At 41.2% G+C, this 18,945-nt stretch carries 10 protein-coding genes; 7 read left to right on the top strand and 3 right to left on the bottom strand.

Going from position 1 to position 18,945, the window contains the following annotated elements:
- Window positions 1-8: 8 nt before the first annotated feature.
- From OCK74_RS13665 to OCK74_RS13655, 3 genes are read left to right on the top strand one after another with little or no spacing between them, the layout of a single operon-like run.
- Window positions 9-845, top strand: a complete 837-nt coding sequence (locus tag OCK74_RS13665) for a fumarylacetoacetate hydrolase family protein (protein WP_279297607.1) — start codon at window positions 9-11, stop codon at window positions 843-845.
- 1 nt (window position 846) lies between these two features.
- Entirely contained in the window at window positions 847-2,424 is a 1,578-nt protein-coding gene (locus tag OCK74_RS13660) for an aldehyde dehydrogenase (NADP(+)) (RefSeq protein ID WP_279297606.1), read from the top strand.
- A gap of 27 nt (window positions 2,425-2,451) precedes the next feature.
- Window positions 2,452-4,170 (top strand): IlvD/Edd family dehydratase, encoded by a 1,719-nt coding sequence (locus OCK74_RS13655; RefSeq protein WP_279297605.1) that lies wholly within the window; start codon window positions 2,452-2,454, stop codon window positions 4,168-4,170.
- Between the two features lie 68 nt (window positions 4,171-4,238).
- On the opposite strand, the gene OCK74_RS13650 is transcribed toward OCK74_RS13655, so the two are convergent.
- Together OCK74_RS13650 and OCK74_RS13645 are read right to left on the bottom strand one after the other, a co-directional pair.
- Window positions 4,239-6,407, bottom strand: a complete 2,169-nt coding sequence (locus tag OCK74_RS13650) for a glycoside hydrolase family 20 zincin-like fold domain-containing protein (RefSeq protein ID WP_279297604.1) — start codon at window positions 6,405-6,407, stop codon at window positions 4,239-4,241.
- 2 nt (window positions 6,408-6,409) lie between these two features.
- Entirely contained in the window at window positions 6,410-7,528 is a 1,119-nt protein-coding gene (locus OCK74_RS13645) for a Gfo/Idh/MocA family protein (protein WP_279297603.1), read from the bottom strand.
- Window positions 7,529-7,751: 223 nt separating this feature from the next.
- Here OCK74_RS13645 and OCK74_RS13640 point away from each other — a divergent pair, with 223 nt between their 5' ends.
- Together OCK74_RS13640 and OCK74_RS13635 are read left to right on the top strand one after the other, a co-directional pair.
- Window positions 7,752-8,684 carry an RraA family protein gene (locus tag OCK74_RS13640; RefSeq protein ID WP_279297602.1) on the top strand — a complete coding sequence of 311 codons (933 nt, stop codon included), beginning with the start codon at window positions 7,752-7,754 and terminating at the stop codon, window positions 8,682-8,684.
- Between the two features lie 32 nt (window positions 8,685-8,716).
- Window positions 8,717-9,649 carry an RraA family protein gene (locus tag OCK74_RS13635; RefSeq protein ID WP_279297601.1) on the top strand — a complete coding sequence of 311 codons (933 nt, stop codon included), beginning with the start codon at window positions 8,717-8,719 and terminating at the stop codon, window positions 9,647-9,649.
- Between the two features lie 47 nt (window positions 9,650-9,696).
- On the opposite strand, the gene OCK74_RS13630 is transcribed toward OCK74_RS13635, so the two are convergent.
- Window positions 9,697-13,053: a VCBS repeat-containing protein gene (locus tag OCK74_RS13630; protein WP_279297600.1), complete on the bottom strand. Its 3,357-nt coding sequence runs from the start codon at window positions 13,051-13,053 to the stop codon at window positions 9,697-9,699.
- Window positions 13,054-13,562: 509 nt separating this feature from the next.
- On the opposite strand from OCK74_RS13630, the gene OCK74_RS13625 reads away from it, so the two are divergent.
- Window positions 13,563-16,727 (top strand): SusC/RagA family TonB-linked outer membrane protein, encoded by a 3,165-nt coding sequence (locus tag OCK74_RS13625; protein WP_279297599.1) that lies wholly within the window; start codon window positions 13,563-13,565, stop codon window positions 16,725-16,727.
- A gap of 44 nt (window positions 16,728-16,771) precedes the next feature.
- Window positions 16,772-18,298, top strand: coding sequence for a RagB/SusD family nutrient uptake outer membrane protein (locus OCK74_RS13620; protein WP_279297598.1), 1,527 nt, complete (start codon window positions 16,772-16,774; stop codon window positions 18,296-18,298).
- The last annotated feature ends 647 nt before the right edge of the window (window positions 18,299-18,945 follow it).

Raw genomic sequence — 18,945 nt, 5'->3', positions numbered from 1 at the left:
ACAAGACGATGAAATTGTATAAAACAAAAAAAGGAATTGTCGTAGAAAAATTGGATAGTTATTATTTGCTCAAAGACCAGTGCTGGGATACTTATGTAAATGATGACCAGCTTTATTCAAAACTGGAAAACGCAATCAAAGTTTTAAACCCGGATCCGGAAGCCAAAAAAATTATTCAATCAGATATTCAGGCACCTATACAAAGCCAGGAAATATGGGCATGCGGCGTTACTTATTACAGAAGTAAGGTTGGAAGGCAGGAAGAATCCAAAAATACCGGCGGCAGTGAGTTCTATGCCAGGGTATACGAAGCCGATCGTCCGGAGATATTTTTTAAATCAGCTCCATACCGTGCTGTAGGACCTGGCGAAAAAGTAACCATTCGCAAAGATTCTACTTGGGATGTACCAGAACCTGAATTGACATTAGCGGTAACTTCCTCAGGAAAGATCATAGGTTATACTGTAGGTAATGATATGAGCTCAAGAAGCATTGAGGGCGAGAATCCTCTCTACCTTCCCCAGGCGAAAACCTACGATGGTAGTGCTGCTATCGGTCCTTGTATATATGTTTCTGAAGAACCTCTGCCTACTGACACGTTGATTCAAATGCAGATTATACGCCAGGGAAATGTTGTATTTAAAGGAGAGATCGCCATCAATCAGATCAAACGGAAATTTCAGGATCTGGTATCTTACCTTTATAGAGAAACTTCATTTCCTTATGGTTGTCTGGTGATGACTGGAACTGGCATTGTTCCTTCCTCGGATTTTACATTGCAAAAAGATGATGAGATACGTATTACAATTCAACCTATAGGCACACTCGTTAACACTGTTAAGTAGTATGGAATTGACAGGAAAAAATATGATCGGCAATAAGCTTTCCAATGAAAGCAACGCAACTTTCTTTTGTGAAAACCCCGCAACCGGCAAAAAGCTGGAACCTGCTTTTTATGAAGCCTCACCAAATGAAATTAATGAAGCCATTGAAAAAGCAAACCATGCTTTTCAACAATATCGTAACAAGACAGGAAAGGAAAAGGCTGAATTTTTAGAAGCTATAGCTGATGAGATTTTAGCTTTAAATGATCAATTAATTGTACGGGCAATGGAAGAAAGTGGTTTGCCCGAAGCAAGATTGACAGGGGAGCGGGGAAGAACGGTTGGCCAGTTAAAACTATTTGCTCAATTGCTTCGCGAAGGCTCATGGGTAGATGCAAGGATTGATACTGCAGACCCTGATCGTAAACCACTTCCGAAGCCTGATATACGTAGTATGCAAAAAGCCCTGGGACCCGTAGGTGTATTTGGCGCTTCTAATTTTCCTTTAGCTTTTTCGGTAGCTGGCGGAGATACGGTTGCTGCACTCGCTGCGGGTTGCACTGTAATTTTCAAAGCACATCCCGCTCACCCGGGAACTTCTGAACTGGTTGGTCTGGCTATTCAAAATGCCGTCAGGAAAACAGGTATGCCGGAGGGAACGTTTTCTATGGTACAGGGAAGAAGCACAGATGTTGGAATGACCATTGTACGTCACCCTTTAATTAAAGCAATTGGTTTTACCGGCTCATATTATGGCGGTAAGGCTCTGTTTGATGAGGCAAATAAAAGACCCAGTCCAATTCCGGTTTACGCAGAAATGGGCAGCACAAATCCTGTTTTTATCCTTCCACGCATATTAAATGAGAAAGGAGAAAAGATAGCCCAGGAATTAGCTGCTTCTGTAACCTTGGGAGTAGGGCAATTTTGTACAAATCCGGGTCTGGTATTTATCGGGCAAACAGAAAATGAAAGCAAATTCATAGATCAATTATCAAGGCAGGTTAATGAAATAAATGCCGGTGTCATGCTTACTTCAGGTATTCAAAACAACTACCAGAAAGGCATAGAAAAGTTAAGCAGCATCGATGGTGTAAGTATTTTAGCTAAAGGGAAAAGTGATGGTGAAGGTGTTCGTGGTACACCACATGTTTTGCATGCAACAGCAGCTTTGTTTCAGCAAAGGCATGAATTGGAAGAAGAAGTTTTTGGACCTTCCACGCTAACAGTTACTGCAGATAGCAAAGAAGAATTATTACAGGTGGCAAAACAATTGAGTGGGCATCTTACGGCTACCATTCAAGGCACAGAGGAGGATTTAAATGAATACGCAGAATTAGTAACAATTCTGGAACAAAAAGTAGGTAGAGTATTGATCAATGGATATCCTACAGGTGTGGAAGTTTGTCATGCTATGGTGCATGGGGGTCCTTTTCCTGCTACAACAGACAGCAGAACAACATCTGTGGGAACACTGGCTATTCATCGTTTTACACGTCCTGTATGTTATCAGGATTTTCCCCAAAGCTTATTGCCTGCAGAATTAAAGGATGATAATTCTTTAAGCATTTGGCGATTAGTGAATGGTGAAAGAAAAAAATAAATTACGCTCCTTATTGTACCACGCATTATGGCAGATAAAAAACTAAGAAGCTATGATTGGTTTGGAAAGTCTGATAAAATGGGCTTTGTACATCGGTCATGGTTGCGCAATCAAGGTTACCCAGATGATTATTTTAGAGGCAAGCCTGTAATTGGAATTTGTAATACCTGGTCTGAATTGACACCTTGCAACGGACACCTGCGGGATTTTGCAGAGATTGTAAAGAGGGGTGTTGTAGAAGCAGGTGGATTTCCATTAGAGTTCCCGGTAACTTCTTTGGGTGAAACGATTATGCGGCCTACTACCATGCTCTTTAGAAATCTGGCAAGCATGGATGTAGAAGAATCTATTCGTGCAAATCCGCTGGATGGTGTCGTGCTTTTAACGGGTTGTGATAAAACAACACCTTCTACGGTCATGGGAGCCTGTAGTGTTGACCTTCCGACGATTGTTGTTCCAGGTGGTCCGATGCTCAATGGGAGATTCAGAGGAGAATGTGTTGGCTCAGGATCTTTTAATTGGGCCATAAAGGAAAAACAAAAAGTAGGTAATTATTCCGAAGCTGATATATTGGAAATGGAAATAGGGGTGGCAAGAAGTCAGGGCCACTGCATGACCATGGGTACCGCTTCTACGATGGCCTGCATGGTGGAAGCATTAGGGCTTACTTTGCCAGGTGCTGCCGCTATTCCTGCCGTTGACGCTCGTAAAAAAGTGATGGCGCAACTATCTGGAAGAAGGATCGTGGAAATGGTAAAAGAAGACCTGGCAATTTCTAAAATATTGACTCGTGAAGCTTTTGAAAATGCTATTGTCGTGAATGCTGCAGTAGGCGGGTCAACCAACTTTATCATTCACCTGCTGGCAATTGCAGGGAGAATTGGCATTGACCTGAGTTTGGAAGATTTTGACAGGATAGGAAGTAAAATTCCATTGCTGGTTAATCTCAAACCTTCAGGTAAATATTTAATGGAGGATTTTTATTATGCAGGAGGATTACCTGTCGTGTTGAAAGAGTTAAAAGATTACTTGCATAATGATGCTATAACAGTGAATGGAAGTAAGCTTGGTGATAATAATGCAAATAACATTTGTTACAATCAAGATGTAATTGCTTCTATTGATCAACCCTTTAAAAAAGAGGCGGGTATTGCTGTGTTGAAAGGAAATCTTTGTGAAGGTGGTGCGATCATTAAACCTTCAGCAGCTTCCCCGGAACTAATGAAGCATAGGGGCAAGGCTGTTGTGTTTGAAAGTATGGAAGACTATCATCAACGGATAGACGATCCTGATCTTGAAATAGACGAAAACTCAGTTATCGTTTTAAAAGGCGTTGGGCCTAAAGGTTATCCGGGCATGCCCGAAGTGGGCAACGTTGACCTGCCTGAAAAATTATTAAGAAAAGGCGTTCAGGATATGGTGCGCATTTCCGATGGCAGAATGAGCGGTACAGCTGCCGGTACAGTCGTATTGCATGTAGCTCCTGAATCGGCTATTGGCGGAACCTTGGCATTGGTGAAAGATGGTGATTTCATTGAGTTGGACGTAAAAGGTAGAACACTCCATCTGGATATAAGCGAAGAAGAATTAACCAAACGCAAAACTGCCTGGACGGCTCCGGAACCTTTGGCAACCAGGGGCTATGTGAAATTTTATATCGACCATGTTCAACAAGCGAATCTCGGAGCTGATTTAGATATTCTGCGTGGCGGATCGGGCTCGGAAGTAACCCGTGACCTGCATTAAAACTGAAACAAATATATTTTTTTTCCTTTTTTAGGGGATTCGCTTCTATTTATAAACTATTATCAAAATTATTTAGCCACATACTCCTTTGTATTTCTTGCCGTTTCAATATCCCTGGCAACATCAGGTCTGAGCTTTTCCCAATGGAAACGAAGATGGTCGTTTTCTTTCCAATTTTTATTGTCACTTTCACTAAAATGAACCAGGGGCATATCGTTGTATAAAGGTCGTGTTATATCAATAACCTTGTCCCAAAAACTCAGTGCATTTTTTAGGTGTTTTACGGCATTGTTTTTATTTTCTTCACCTCCTTTCACTCGATAGATTTGAAGTGCTACACCTCCTCTTAACTTTTCAGCAAAATGCAACCCTAAATTGGACCAGGCTTTCACATCTGCCACTTCATACATCAGTGAAGCATTCCGTGAAGTATTTATTTTTTTTACCAACTCCAGGGCTTTATGACAATCTTTTTCCAGCATACTGGCAAGGATAAGTGGGGTGATTTTGTTGGAATCAAAAGTTCCGCCAGTTGTTATTATGGCAACATAATCCTTTATAGATATAAAGTCCGGGTCAGTAGGAGGCTGGTTAATGAGCCTGTCAATAGATATATACTCAGCTCTCCTGGTTGTATTGTCCAGGGCCATAAATCCTTCACTATACAAGGTAAAATCCCAGGTAAAGTCAAACGAAGAAGCTAAACGTAGGGGAGTGGTTCCGGCAAGAGCGTTTGCTTCTAATAAGGAAGCAGCTTGCTTTCCATATCGCTTAATAAACTCTGCGCTGAAAACTTCATCAGGTGTTGACGGGTTGTATAGTAATCTACCCCAGAGTTTATAAAACAGCCATTGCCTTTGAAAAGCATATTTCCAATCAACACCTGTATTGATCCTGGTAAAATAATCTTTGGCAGGGATATAGGTTTCCGAACCTATTAAATAACCACCTACATAAGACTGGTTGTTGGTAGCAATATGTTTACGGATAAAGTCGGGAACACTCCAGCGCAAGCAAAAGAAATCTTCATTCCGCGCTGTCCAGATGATCTTGTACTCCTTTGGTTCTGGTGTAAAGTAAGTATCGTATAACTTTCCGCCGTGTACTTTTACCAACTTTGGAGTAGAATGTGCATGCGACCAGTTGTATTTCAGATCTGCCCATACGGGCCCCTCAATAAAATCTAATGCACCTTGTTCTTCAATTCTTTTCCTGGTTAGTTTTTCTGTTTCTATACTCGTAGGTCCTAACGACCCGCTAGTACTGGAAAATGGTATGCGATGGATCAATTTTGATTTACGCTTGGCCATGCGCATGCCTTCAATAATCGTTTCTTCCATCCAATCTTCTCTTTGCTGTGGAGTCATTCCTCCCATGCCTTCACCAAGGGTAAGACCAAATCCTGTAAGATCTGGATATTCCTGGAGCACCTGTGCGACACACTCACGTGTATATCGTTTAATGATTTCAGAAGTATCGCCTTTTACAAAATAATCATGCTGCAGGTTATCCATGGCTACATGATAGGCTTTTGAAAATTCAGGACTTACAAAGATGTTAAAGGGAACGAGATAGGTGTCAATACCTCTTTCCCTGGCCATCTGGAATATACTGCGGAACAGGTGCTGCCATTCCTTCATTTCCTTTTCATGAAAAGGACTTGCTTCCGGAAAGTTTTTAGGCCTGATCAGATAAGTATATGGATGAAGATTCCAAAGTGTAAGGGCATTGAAGCGGTTCTCCACCATCATATCCAAAAACTCTTTCCAATAATTCAAATCTTTGCAGGTCTCTTGATGTAGATCGAGCGCATAACTGTGTCGGTAGGTATCCCATGGCAAGTCAAACTTGATACCACGGAACATAAGATTTGGACGCTCGCTTTTCGGTTTGATTTGTTGAAGTCGAATTCCGTTATTGATATCTTCTGCAAGTGAAAGAGCTCCATAGATGAGCCCCCTGGCGTCCCCACCATGAATAATGATCTTTTTGCCTTCCAACTGTATAGAGAATGCCTCTGTACCTAATTGGTGATCGCTTGTATCAAGGCTGATCTGGTATTCAGCTTGTTCTTTTTGTAAAGCATAACCATGATGCAAAAGACTGTTTTTAAGTCGTTCAGCTGCATAAGTAGACTGTGGAAGGGATGGATCAAAAATCAGGTCAAAAGTTTGAGAAAAGGCTGAATGGTTCAGAAAGAAAAAAGCAAGGGTAATAAGGAGCAATACTCTTTTCATTGCTACAACTTTACATCTATTTTTTTACCAGTTTGCACGGCCAAATAGATAGCGTCGATAATTTTGAGATCTTTTACTCCTTCTGCTCCATCTACAGCTACAATAGGTTGTTTGCCATCCAGGATAATTGCAGCCATTTCGTCCATTTGCACTGTTTGGTGTGTCATATGAGGCTGGGTCAGCTCACCTTTATTTGTGCGCCCTTGGATGGGACCATATCCGGTTGCCGGTTGCAACTCAGCAAAACCTTCCTGCCCGTTTAAGTAAAAGCGGTCCAAAAAGTTCATATTATAGGTGGATAAGCAGGATGCGACTGCTCCACTGGGAAAACCTAATTGAAATTGAATGGTTTCATCAACACCTTCCTTGAATTTATCCAGGTTGGTTTTGGTTTCCTGTGCTGTGACCCATACCGGTTCTTCACCTACCATATAACGTGCACCATTGATGGAATAAATTCCAATATCCATCATAGCACCTCCACCCGAAAGTTGCTTATTCAGCCGCCATTGGTTAGGATCACCAATTCTAAAGCCAGATAAACCCTGGAAAAACATGATTTTACCCAATTCACCTTCTTTACGCATCCGGATAATTTCAAGTGTCTTTGGTTCAAAGTGCATCCTGTAGCCTACAAGCAACTTTACATTGGCATTATTACAGGCATCAACCATTTCCTGCCCTTCTTTGGCGTTAATAGCCATTGGTTTTTCGCATATCGCATGCTTTCCGGCTTTGGCTACTCTGATCACCTGGTCATGGTGTAAGGCATTTGGAGTGATCACGTAAACAGCATCTATGTCTGTATTATCCTTGATGCGGTCAAAATTTTCATAATTGTAGCAATTCTTGTCTGGAATGTTGTACCTGGATTGCCAGTCTTTAATTTTAGAAGGAGTGCCGCTAATAACGCCCGCTACTTTAGCTCTTTTACAGGATTGCATAGCTTCTGCTACCCGGTTTCCATAACTTCCCAGGCCCATAATGGCAACCCGTAATACCGGGCCTTCTTGAGTTTGATACTGTGAACTTTTATTGTCAGTGCAACTGGCCCAGCTTAAAAAAGGCAGACTAAATGCTGATGCTGAAATCTTTTGTAAAAAGTCACGTCGTGAACTCATAACAGGGATTTTGGATAAGGAGTATGAATGGTTCTGGATGATTTATCTATACAAGTTATGATAATTATTTTTTGGCATTCATAATAAGGCAGATAAAATTTTTTCTTTTTTATTTAGGGGATATTCATTTCAGTATACACTCTAAATTATGAAGGTAGATTGATGAAAACTGTTTGTTAGAATTTATATCGATATATTTCATTTCAAAATGTACTTGCCAGCTATGAATAAAACAGCAGTAATCATGATTGCATTTGTTTTATGCAATCTGTATGCACACGCACAACGTATAGGTGCAACTCCTGAATACGTCAAAATGTTGACTTCTGAATGGAAAGGTGAACGTTTCGCTGATGGGCGTCCCATGGTGTCTGATCTGGTTTTGGAAAGACTGCAATATTGTACCCTGGAGCAAATATGGGGTTATTTGGGTCGGAAAGGATACCGCAACCAGGTAGAAAAGAACTGGATCATCCTCAAGCCTGGTGAGACTATGGTAGGTCGGGTGGTAACAGCTCAATTTATGCCTTCAAGGCCAGACCTGGATAGCTTGATAAGGGCTGAAGGTAAAGCCGAAGGACGTTCTCAGAAAGGTGGGATCAATATCTGGCCCATTGATATACTGACCAAAGGTGATATTTACGTAGCAGACGGCTTTGGAAAAGTGAAAGATGGCACTTTAATAGGTTCAAGTCTGGGTAATGCCATTTATGGTAAAACCGGGAAAGGGGTGATCTTCTATGGATCTGTCAGGGATATGCAGGAGTTAAAAGATACAAAAGGTTTCAATGCCTGGGTAAAAGGACATGATCCATCTTACATCAAGGATATGACACCTACTGCCATTAATACCCCAATACGCATTGGTGAGGTTACAGTATTTCCTGGTGACATTGCCTTCGCTAATGAATATGGTGCTGTGTTTATTCCTGCCCACTTGGTGGAAGGCCTCGTGGCTGCATCTGAAATGACGGCCCTGCGTGATGAATTTGAAAGAGTGCTCCTGCAACAAAGTAAATATCCCTCAGGAGAAATTCATGGTGACTGGTCAGATAAGATCAAAAATGAATTCAGGGCTTGGGTGGCTAAATATCCAAAAAAATTAGCCATCACTTCAAAAGATATAGAAGCTTATTTGAGTAAAGGCGATCAGTAATTTCATTTTCAATTTAAATCAGAGATCAAATAATGAAATGCAATCTGGCTATTATATCATCACTGCTTTTTAGTCTTGGGTGCGGAGGTGCATTGTGCGCACAAACCATTCCGAAAGAGGAGCTCATCTTCTTGACGGCAGAGTGGAAAGGGGAAAGGTTTCCGGATGGTCGGCCTAAAATTGCTGACAATTTATTGGAAAGAGCGAAACATATAATGATTGATGATGCCTGGACTGTACTCAAAAATGAAGGGTATACAAACCAGTTTGAAAGTAACTGGAAAACAGTGAATGATACAACACCCGTAACTGGGCGGGCTGTTACGGCTATGTTCATGCCTAGCAGGCCCGATGTGGAGAAAATGATAAAAGAACGTGGAACGACCCAACAAGGTAGAAAGGGTAATACGAATTCCTGGCCTATAGAAGTGCTGTCAAAAGGCGATGTTTATGTAGCAGATGGCTTTGGTAAAATAGGGGGAGGAACTTTAATAGGGGCTACCTTGGCTAATTCGATCTATACCAAAACTGGCAATGGAGTTATTTTTAACGGCGCTGCCAGGGATTTGCAAGAGTTAAGAATGCTTCATGGATTTAATGCTTTTGTTCGTGATTTCCATCCCTCTTTCTTGGAAGATATGGTCCTGATGGGACTGAATACCCCTATTCGTATTGGAAATACAATGGTTTTGCCCGGCGATTTGGTGATAGCCCAAAAAGAAGGCGTTCTTTTCGTGCCAGCTCATTTAGCGGAACAAGTAGTGAATACGGCCGAATTTGTGATCCGGAAGGATAAATTCGGTTTTGAAATGGTGAAATCCGGCCACTACACGGCTGGCCAGATAGATAGCCAGTGGAACGACCAGATCAAGGCTGAATTTTTGAAATGGCTGGAACTGCATCCTGAACTAGGCAAGATGACCAGGGCTCAATTGGATAAATTAATGAGTAAAAGAACCTGGTAGCCTGCTTCTATAGAAATGTACATTTCAAACAACGAAAGGCTATTTACCTAATGACCAGTATTTACTGAGAAGATCCTTAGAGAATCGTCATTAATGCCTACAACAACCAGCTTGCTTTTGTCTTTTGTGTTTACGATAGTCATACTCCGCACGTCTCCATTGACGATAAATCCACTTCGAATTGGCGGCACCGGTATAAAACCCTTTTTTGTTCCTTTCAAAAAAAGCCCATAAGATGCATCATACCTTCCTGTCATGACTTCTGTGTGATATTCATTCCCCGCAATAAGTAAATCATTGATGCCGTCTCCATCAAAATCGTCACAAAGAATAGCATTGACGGGAGCAAACTGCGCCTCTTTCGGCAATGGATGCTTGATAAACTTCCCTTTGCCTGTATTTTCAAAATAACAACTGCTGGTTTCGTTACACATAAGTTCTATGACTCCTTCCTGGTTTTGAAAGATATCCTGAAAGGCGGCCATCGCATATTTCTCATGTTTTAAAAATTTCTTTTTTACTGCTGGTACCTGGTCTGCCAATAGGTCTCTGTTGATCGCAGGATACAAATGCTTACTTTTTTCACCATCTCGTATATAATAAAATGGTATTGGGTCAATGCTCCCGTTTTTATCCAGGTCTTTTGCAAATAGGATCATCGGCTCTGTAGGAGAAATATGGTATTTACAGTTTTGACCCAAATTGCCTGCAATTAAATCCAGATCTCCATCCTTGTCTGCATCAACCGCAATTAGGCTTCTCCACATGCCACTATTCTGATCCAGGCCTGTCATATTGGTGATTTCTTTAAATCTCCCTTTGATGTTCTTAAAAAAACGTATGGGCATCCATTCGCCGGCAATAATGATTTCTGGCTGTTGGTCTTGATCAACATCTGCCCAAACTACTGATGTGATCATACCGGCCTTTTTCAATTCCGGACAAACTTTTAGGGTGACGTCGGTAAATTTTCCATGATCGTTTTGTAATAGAAAGCTTTGTGGCGATGCAGGATAACTTTTCGAAACCCTTCCGCCAATAAATAGATCCAAATCTCCATCCTTGTCAAAATCCGCAGCCCGGACGCAACCGGCAATAGTTTTGACGGAACCCGGAATTGCTGTGTGATCTGGCTGAAAATTGCCTTTCCCATCATTGATAAACAAACGAGGCGTGTAATACCCGGATGTGTCCTCGTACCGGATATCACCATATGTAATCAATAGATCCTGATCTCCGTCTCCATCTGCGTCAAAAAAGAGGCAGTCCGAATCTTCCTGCATTGGATCCTTGGCAATTTGGCCGATGGATTGAAAGGTTCCATGAGCATCCTGGAGAAAGAGTTGGCCCTTGGAGTTAAATCCTCCACCTGCAAAAAAATCTTGCATCCCATCTCCATTCACGTCTCCTGTAGTTATAAATGGCCCCAATTGCGAATACTTTTGTGGTAGCAATCGTTGCCAGGCAAAGTCGTTTACTGGCACATCCTTGTGTTGATAGAGTGCATTCCTTTGTGAGGTTACATCCGTAAATAAATGAGCGGTAGGTAAGGGGGCAGGAGAGAAGGCGTCAACTGCTTTATTTTGAAATAGCGTAATTGCCTGGTCTGATCTTATATTCGTAAGGGTTTGTTTTTTATCGTTGCTCCAGGTCACTACCAATGAATCAACTTTGATATCACTACCCAAACCAAAAATCAGGGTTCTGTCCACTGAAGACATATAACCCCGGACAGGCATTTGTTCCTGCATTTGTACCAGTCCTTTCTGGTACACCAGCACCTTACTTCCAATTCCATCTTTATTGAAGCTGTTACCTCGTAAAATGACCTGTAAAGAATGATTGGTTTCTGGCTTGTTCTTTTGAATGGTGTTGTTGAGCAATACAAATGCATCTTTATTGATGTTATTCACCACCAGGTCTAGATCACCATCATTATCCAGGTCAGCATATGCGGCCCCACCTGATAAGGATGGCTCACCAATACCACCATCAATAGATTGATCTTTAAAGGTATAATCCCGGTTGTTGAGGTATAAATAATTTTTGAGCTCTACATGTTCCAGGGCTGCTAATCGCTTGTTGAGCAATTTCCGTTTTTCAATTTCTGAACTTAGGTTTTGCAGGGAGGCCGAGTACTGTATAAAATCTGCATTAATATAATCCCTGCCGATCCCGTTGGTGATGTGCATATCTTTCCAGCCATCGTTGTTAAAGTCAGCCATGAGTACGCTCCAACTCCAATCCGTTTCCGATATGTTGGCCAGTTGTCCTATTTCACTAAAAAAGGGTAGAGCAGTGTCTTGGTGTATTTGTACACCATTATTTAACTGTAGCATATTACGCATGAATTCTGGCTCATAACCTAAAGAACGCTCGAGTTCGTAACGCTCGTAATTCATAAAAGAGTAAGTCAGTTTTTTCCGTTCATTATATTCTGGCATCATATCCAGTGTGACCACGTCTGGCAAAGCATCATTGTTGATGTCAGCCGCATCGGCTCCCATACTCGAATAGCTCTGGTGTTTGAGTGTTCTGCTGATGCAATTGGTAAAGGTGCCATTCTTATTGTTCAGCCATAATTCATCATTGGATAAAAAATCATTGGCAACATATATATCCGGCCAGTTATCACCGTTATAATCGCTCACAGCAACACCCAATCCATACCCGTCTTCCTTTATACAGGCTGCTGCACTTACATCCGTAAAATGGGGATGCCCTTGGTGATGTGAATCTCCGTCATTGCGATACAGCCGGTCATTGGCAACTGATTTACCGCTGAGATCTTTTGGAAAAACATCATTGGCATTGGGGCCGTTCAAACGGTAATTAAGCAGGTACATATCCAGGTCACCATCTTTGTCATAATCAAGGAAGGCAGCTTGTGTCGAATAACCGGTATCTGCTAAGCCATATTCTTCAGCTTGCTCTTTAAAGGTGAGATCGTGTTGATTGATGAATAAGAGATTCTTGGAGGGTTGTTTTAGGTTTTTGCCGAAAACACAAAGGTAAATGTCATCAAAGCCATCATTGTTGATATCCACAATGCTTACACCGGTCGCCCAAACATGGGTAGCAACGCCTGCTTTTTCTGTCTGGTCTTGAAATTGAAGATGACCATTATTAATGTATAATCGGCTGCTCACCTGGTTGGCAGAGAAAAAAATATCCTTTTTCCCGTCATTATTGAAATCACCGATACCTACACCTCCTCCCATGTAGGCAAACTCACTGATCAGGGTGCTATCATTATTGTTTTCTGTAATGGTATTCTTAAAATAGATACCGGTCTTATGTGCTGGCAATGGTGTAAATAGGCTTTGTTTACCAGAACAGGCTTGTAATAAAATCAGTGGTAACAGGAAGACAGTGATACGATTAAAAAAGGATGGCAAGATCATGGAGTTTAGTTATTTGGATGGAAGGGATGACGACTGATCTATATCTGAGCTCTTGTTAAAGATAATGAACTTCAATTCATATTTAAATAATCATAAATGTTGTTTTATTAATGAAAATAGCACATGAAAAAGATAGTTGCAATCGGTTGCAATTTATTTTTTTTTGTTATTAGGATTATTATTAAATTAGTATGGTGTAAATCATGCATGATTGCTTTATGAAACGGAGCCAACTAATTAGTATTGCCATATGTACTTATAGCTTGGACTATATCACGTCTATTTTTGTAAATTCTACACTTTATTATAATTCTTCTTTCCTGGTTACCCTCGAGAACAATTTGCTTCAAAAACATTCCATGTTATCACAACGTTTAAACTCTTTAAACAATTACTAACCCTTTAAAATAATACATATGAATACGTTATAGGTACTTCTTTTAGAATGTCAGATCATATATGTGTTGTAACAGAACTATTTAAGGCTTTTACAGACAAAAATTACATTTATGAAGAGATTTTTAACGCCAGTACACTCCAGTCAACATGCTTGTGAAATTACTGCGAAACGAAAACCACGCTTTTTCACCTTATTCCTTATTTTTCTTCTCAGCTTCTATTTACCACTACAGGTTTTAGCTCAGTCACCATTAAACGTAAAAGGTAAAATAACAGATCAGGCTGGCGCCGGTCTTGGTGGCGTTACGGTGGCTCTCGAAGGAACTAAAACTGCAACATTTACCGATGATAATGGCAAATTCTCCATTGCAGTGCCTGCAAATTCTGTTCTATCTATTTCTTTCGTTGGTTTTGAAACACAAAAAATTACGGTTACTACCCAGGATGATATCAACATTAGCATGACACCGCTCAATGCAAGTTTAGCGCAGGTGGTAGTAGTAGGGTATGGTACCCAAAAACGGGCTACCGTTACCGGTGCCGTTGCCTCTGTTGGTGCAAAAACCATAGCCGAACTTCCTGTGCCAAATATTTCTCAGGCATTACAGGGCCGAGTAGCCGGAGTTCAGGTAACAAACAATGGAAGCCCTGGTACACAACCGATTGTAAGAATCAGGGGAATCAGTTCAATTTCATTTGCTTCTGACCCTTTATATGTCGTAGATGGATTTCCTACCGGTGATCTGTCAACGATTGATACCAGGGACATTGAGTCTGTTGACGTATTAAAAGATGCTTCCGCTGCTGCTATTTATGGCTCCAGGGCAACAAATGGCGTGATCATGATCACAACCAAAAAAGGTAGAAGGGATGGGAAATTACATGTAAGCCTGGATTCTTATGTTGGTTTTCAGAAAGTAACTGAAAGACTCGACCTCTTGGATCAGGAAGGATTTAAAAAATATGCACAAGCCTATAGGGGAAGCATCGTTCCGCGCCTGTTACCTCCTGAGGTGGACAAGCCTATTTATGCAGGCGCAACGCAAACTTATGGTCAGACAAATACTGACTGGCAAGATGCATATTTCAGGACAGGTTTTATGACGCAACACAATATTGGTTTAAGTGGTGGAAATGATGTGTCTCGCTTCTACGTTTCTGCAGGTTATATGGACCAGGAAGGGACTGCTCCAACAGTAGAATACAAACGTTATAACTTCCGTCTCAATTCAGACCATATCCTTAGTAGAGTATTCACCTTTGGGGAAAATTTGTATGCTGCCTATGGTGATCAACGTTATGATAATAATGAAACTGGATCAAGAACGAATCTGGTGAATGTGATCAGGTTTTTCCCTCAATTGCCTGTCTATGACCCTACATCAAATGGAGGATACAGAGGAGCGAATAGCGTTTTGGATGGTGGCGACCCAACAAATCCTGTTGAGGATGCAGAATTAAAGAATCCTGGTAACAGGATGACGGCAAAAATTTTAGGGACAGCTTATCTTGATATTAATTTTACAAAATGGCTGAAGCTTCGTTCTGCTTTTGGCGTTGACTATGCAAATGGATTGGATTATCGTTTCTCTCCGATATTTAATGATAATGGTACTGTTGCTGGTTCAAGTGCAACTGTGGCTACGATAACGAATAATCGTGCTGTTTCTACTGTATTGTTATATACTGAGCAACTTACGTTTGATAAAGCCTTTGGCGACCATCATATAAATGCAATTGCAGTTTATGAACAGCAGGGGCAAAAGATTAGAAACGAGAATGCAAGCGGACAACAGGCATCCAACGACCTGAAGACATTAAACAATGCCAGCAATGTAGCTGTTCAAACGCTTTATGGTGAAAATACCTTGATATCCATTCTGGGTCGTGTGAGTTATGACTTTGCAGGAAAATACCTTGTGAACGCTGCTGTTCGTCGTGACGGCCTTTCTGTTTGGGCGCCTGGTAATAAGTGGGCTACCTTTCCTTCTGTCTCAGCTGGTTGGAGATTAGACCAGGAAAATTTCATGAAAAACCTGACCACAGTTTCTGAGTTGAAGTTAAGAGCTGGTTATGGTATTACTGGTTTAAATGGAACTGTATTAGGCAATACGCCCTGGTTAGTAACAGTGAATGCGAACAGTGCCATTTATCCTTTTGGTAACAGCCTTTCCACTGGTTCAGCTTCTTCCATACAAAAATTAGGGAATCCGGAATTGGAATGGGAAAAAACAAAACAATTGAATATAGGTCTGGACCTGGGGTTGATTAGAAACAAGTTTACCCTATCAGCTGAGTTTTTTAATCGCAAGACGGATAATCTGATCTTAAGTGTTCCACTTCCTCCTTCTATGGGTTTCATCACTAGTTCAGTATCACTGAATGCTGGAGCAATGGAAAACAAAGGATTTGAGTTACAGTTGGGGTACAATGACAGGGAAGGCGATTTCCAATGGAATGCACTAGGCAACTTTACCAGGATCAGGAACAAAGTAACAGCTTTAGCCCCTGGAGTTACCAATATTGAAGCCGGGGCTGATAATGATTTTGGTGCAGAAAATATAACAAGAACAGAAGTTGGCGAGGCCATTCAATCTTTCTATGGCTATGTAGTGGAAGGCATTTTCCAGGATTCTGCTGAAGTGAAAAGCCATGCCAAACAAAGAGATGGAACAGGGCCTGGCGACCTTAAATTCCAGGATATCAATAAGGATGGTGTTATCAATACCAATGACCGTCAGTTTTTAGGTTCTTTCCTTCCTAAGTACAGTTATTCATTGAACCTGGGTGCTAATTATCACAATTTCGACATGAGCCTATTCTTTCAGGGCGTTCAAGGCAACAAGATATACAATGCAACCAGGGTAATTACTGAAGGTATGATTCGTTTCTTTAATGCAGGTACTCAGGTATTGAAAGCATGGACACCTACAAATAAAAATACAGATATTCCAAGAGCCGCTTCAGGCGATCCAAACCAAAATTCACGGCCTTCGACTCGTTTCCTGGAAAATGGATCATATCTGCGCTTGAAAAATATAATTCTTGGATACAATATTCCTAATTCGTCCTTGCAATCATGGACAAAAGGTGTTGTGAGCAACTTGCGTTTATATGTATCTGCCCAGAATCTTTTTACCATTACTGATTACTCAGGCTATGATCCGGAAGTGGGTAACAGAACGCCTACTACATCATATTTAACCAATGGTATTGACTACGCTGTATATCCACAACCAAAGGCTTTCCAGGTAGGCCTCCAGGTAGGCTTTTAAGGTGGAAACTAATCAACCAATGTTGATCAATTAAATCTCTGATTATGAACCCAAAAATATTCAAACAATTAATTACAGTAATTCTTGCTTTGCTAGGCATAAATGCCTGTACAGATAAGCTGGATGTTACTGATCAGAACAATCCTACTACTGAAACTTATTTTAAAACTGCAGCAGAACTTCAGAATGGTGTGAACGCTATTTATTCATCTTTAAGATCTGCTGAACTTGTGGGTAGGGAGTGGTTCTTTTTACACGATATGCGGGGAGGGGAAACAGCTCCGGGAGGTCCTCAGTTGGAGGCTCCAAGAGCAGAGTTATTGCTCCAAACCAATGGCGCTCCTTCAAATTCCGTACTGACAAATGTATGGAATGGCGCTTACCAGATGATCAATAGGGCCAATACGGTCTTTTCGAAAGCTCCGGGAGTGAATGATAACACATCCCTTAGAGATATATTGGTGGGAGAAGCAAAGTTTTTAAGGGCCTGGGCTTATTTTGAACTGGTGACACAATGGGGTGATGTGCCAATATATACAGAACCAGTTCTTTCTAATACTGATTATAAAGCAAAGTCTCCTGCCGCAGATATCTATGCGCTTATTATCAAGGATTTAACAGAAGCTGTTCAGGCTTTGCCTGTATCTCCATCCCAGCCAGGGCGGGTAACAAAAGGTGCTGCCAATGCTGTATTAGGTAAAGTGCAAATGCAGAAAGGTGATTATGCCGCTGCCAAAGAAGCGCTGCTGCAAGTGGTAAACTCAGGAAAGTATAAACTGATTGATAAATTCCTGCAAAATTTTGATGGGGATGTGATGTCTAGTGGTTCAAAAGTTGCCGATGGTCATGAATTCAATGAAGAATCAGTCCTGGAAGTGGCCTTTGTAGATAAGGGAGATAATAATTTTAACTGGGCTTATAATGGAGAGGGAATTTCTAGTCCTGTAAGTACCGTGCATAACCAGGAGTATGGCATTGTTTGGGGAAATGTGATCCCATCCAACCGTCTGTTGGACGAGTTTGACGACAATGATCCAAGATTAAAATATACCTTTTATCAACCAGGAGATCTGATTTTGACCTTTGAAGGAACAAAACCTGGTAAAGCACTGACCGCCGCTGATATGAACGTGGCCGCAAGTACACGGAAAGGCGTAACTGTAAAAAGAGTATTTCGCAAGTATTCAATTTACGATTGGGACAATAATGGCTTCCATCCTGGTGGTGTGAACCAGCGCCTTATTCGTTATGCTGATGTCCTTTTGATGCTGGCAGAAAGTGAAATTGAATTAGGAAACCTTGCGAAGGGAGCTGAATACCTGAATATGGTTCGTGCTCGTCCCAGTGTAAACATGCCTCCGCTTACTTTAACGTCAAAGAACCAGGCAATAAGAGCCATCATGAAGGAAAGAGCCGTTGAATTGGCCATTGAAGGATCGAACAATATAGATATCCTCAGATGGAGAAAGAAAGGCTATTTCCCATCCATTATGCCTGATCCAAGACAAGGCCAACAGGATTTATTGCCAATTCCTTCTTCCGAAACAGCCGCAAATCCATTGCTTCAATAAGAATTAACCCCAACCATTCACTTAAAGCCCCACAAATTTTATGATTTGTGGGGTTTTTTTGTACTTATACAATACAGTTTACTACTTTAAATAATGTGGAAAACACCTAAAATCCAGGCTTAGAAAAATCATCCTTCGCAGCTTCAGTATACCATAAGTATACCTAAAGTAGGGCTAGGGTATTCCAACAGCATCCCTCCATTCCCTCTACTTACCCCATACTTACTCCATAGCTAAGCCGTACCATAGCCGTACTTTAGGCATACCTAAGCCGATGCTAGTTCGACCATCCTTCGATCATCCTTCGACCATCTTTCGACTATGCTTCGATCTGAATTGAGCAAATGCTCATAAATAAGGGGGGAAAACAGCCTACAGGCAGAACGCCTTCAAAGGCCTAAACGGAGTCAATGGAACTGGTCCTAAAGGTACAAAACCAACCCCCGCTTTCCAAGTTTTGCCCCCTCACTTTACCTTTCTCCCAATTCACAATTCACAATTCACCATTGACCATTCCCCATTCCTCATCCCCTACATTCCCTTTTAACCGAATAGTGAAGGTATTTAACATGATATGACATTGACTTTTCAGCCTTAGATGATTTCCTTTGCTTCGGTTGCAAAATATTTTTACATAGATTGATAAC

It is taken from the genome of Paraflavisolibacter caeni (genome assembly GCF_025628885.1).
Lineage (GTDB): Bacteria > Bacteroidota > Bacteroidia > Chitinophagales > Chitinophagaceae > Flavisolibacter > Flavisolibacter caeni.
The sequence above is the reverse complement of the archived record's forward strand: the minus strand, read 5'-3'. Positions and strand labels throughout refer to the sequence as shown.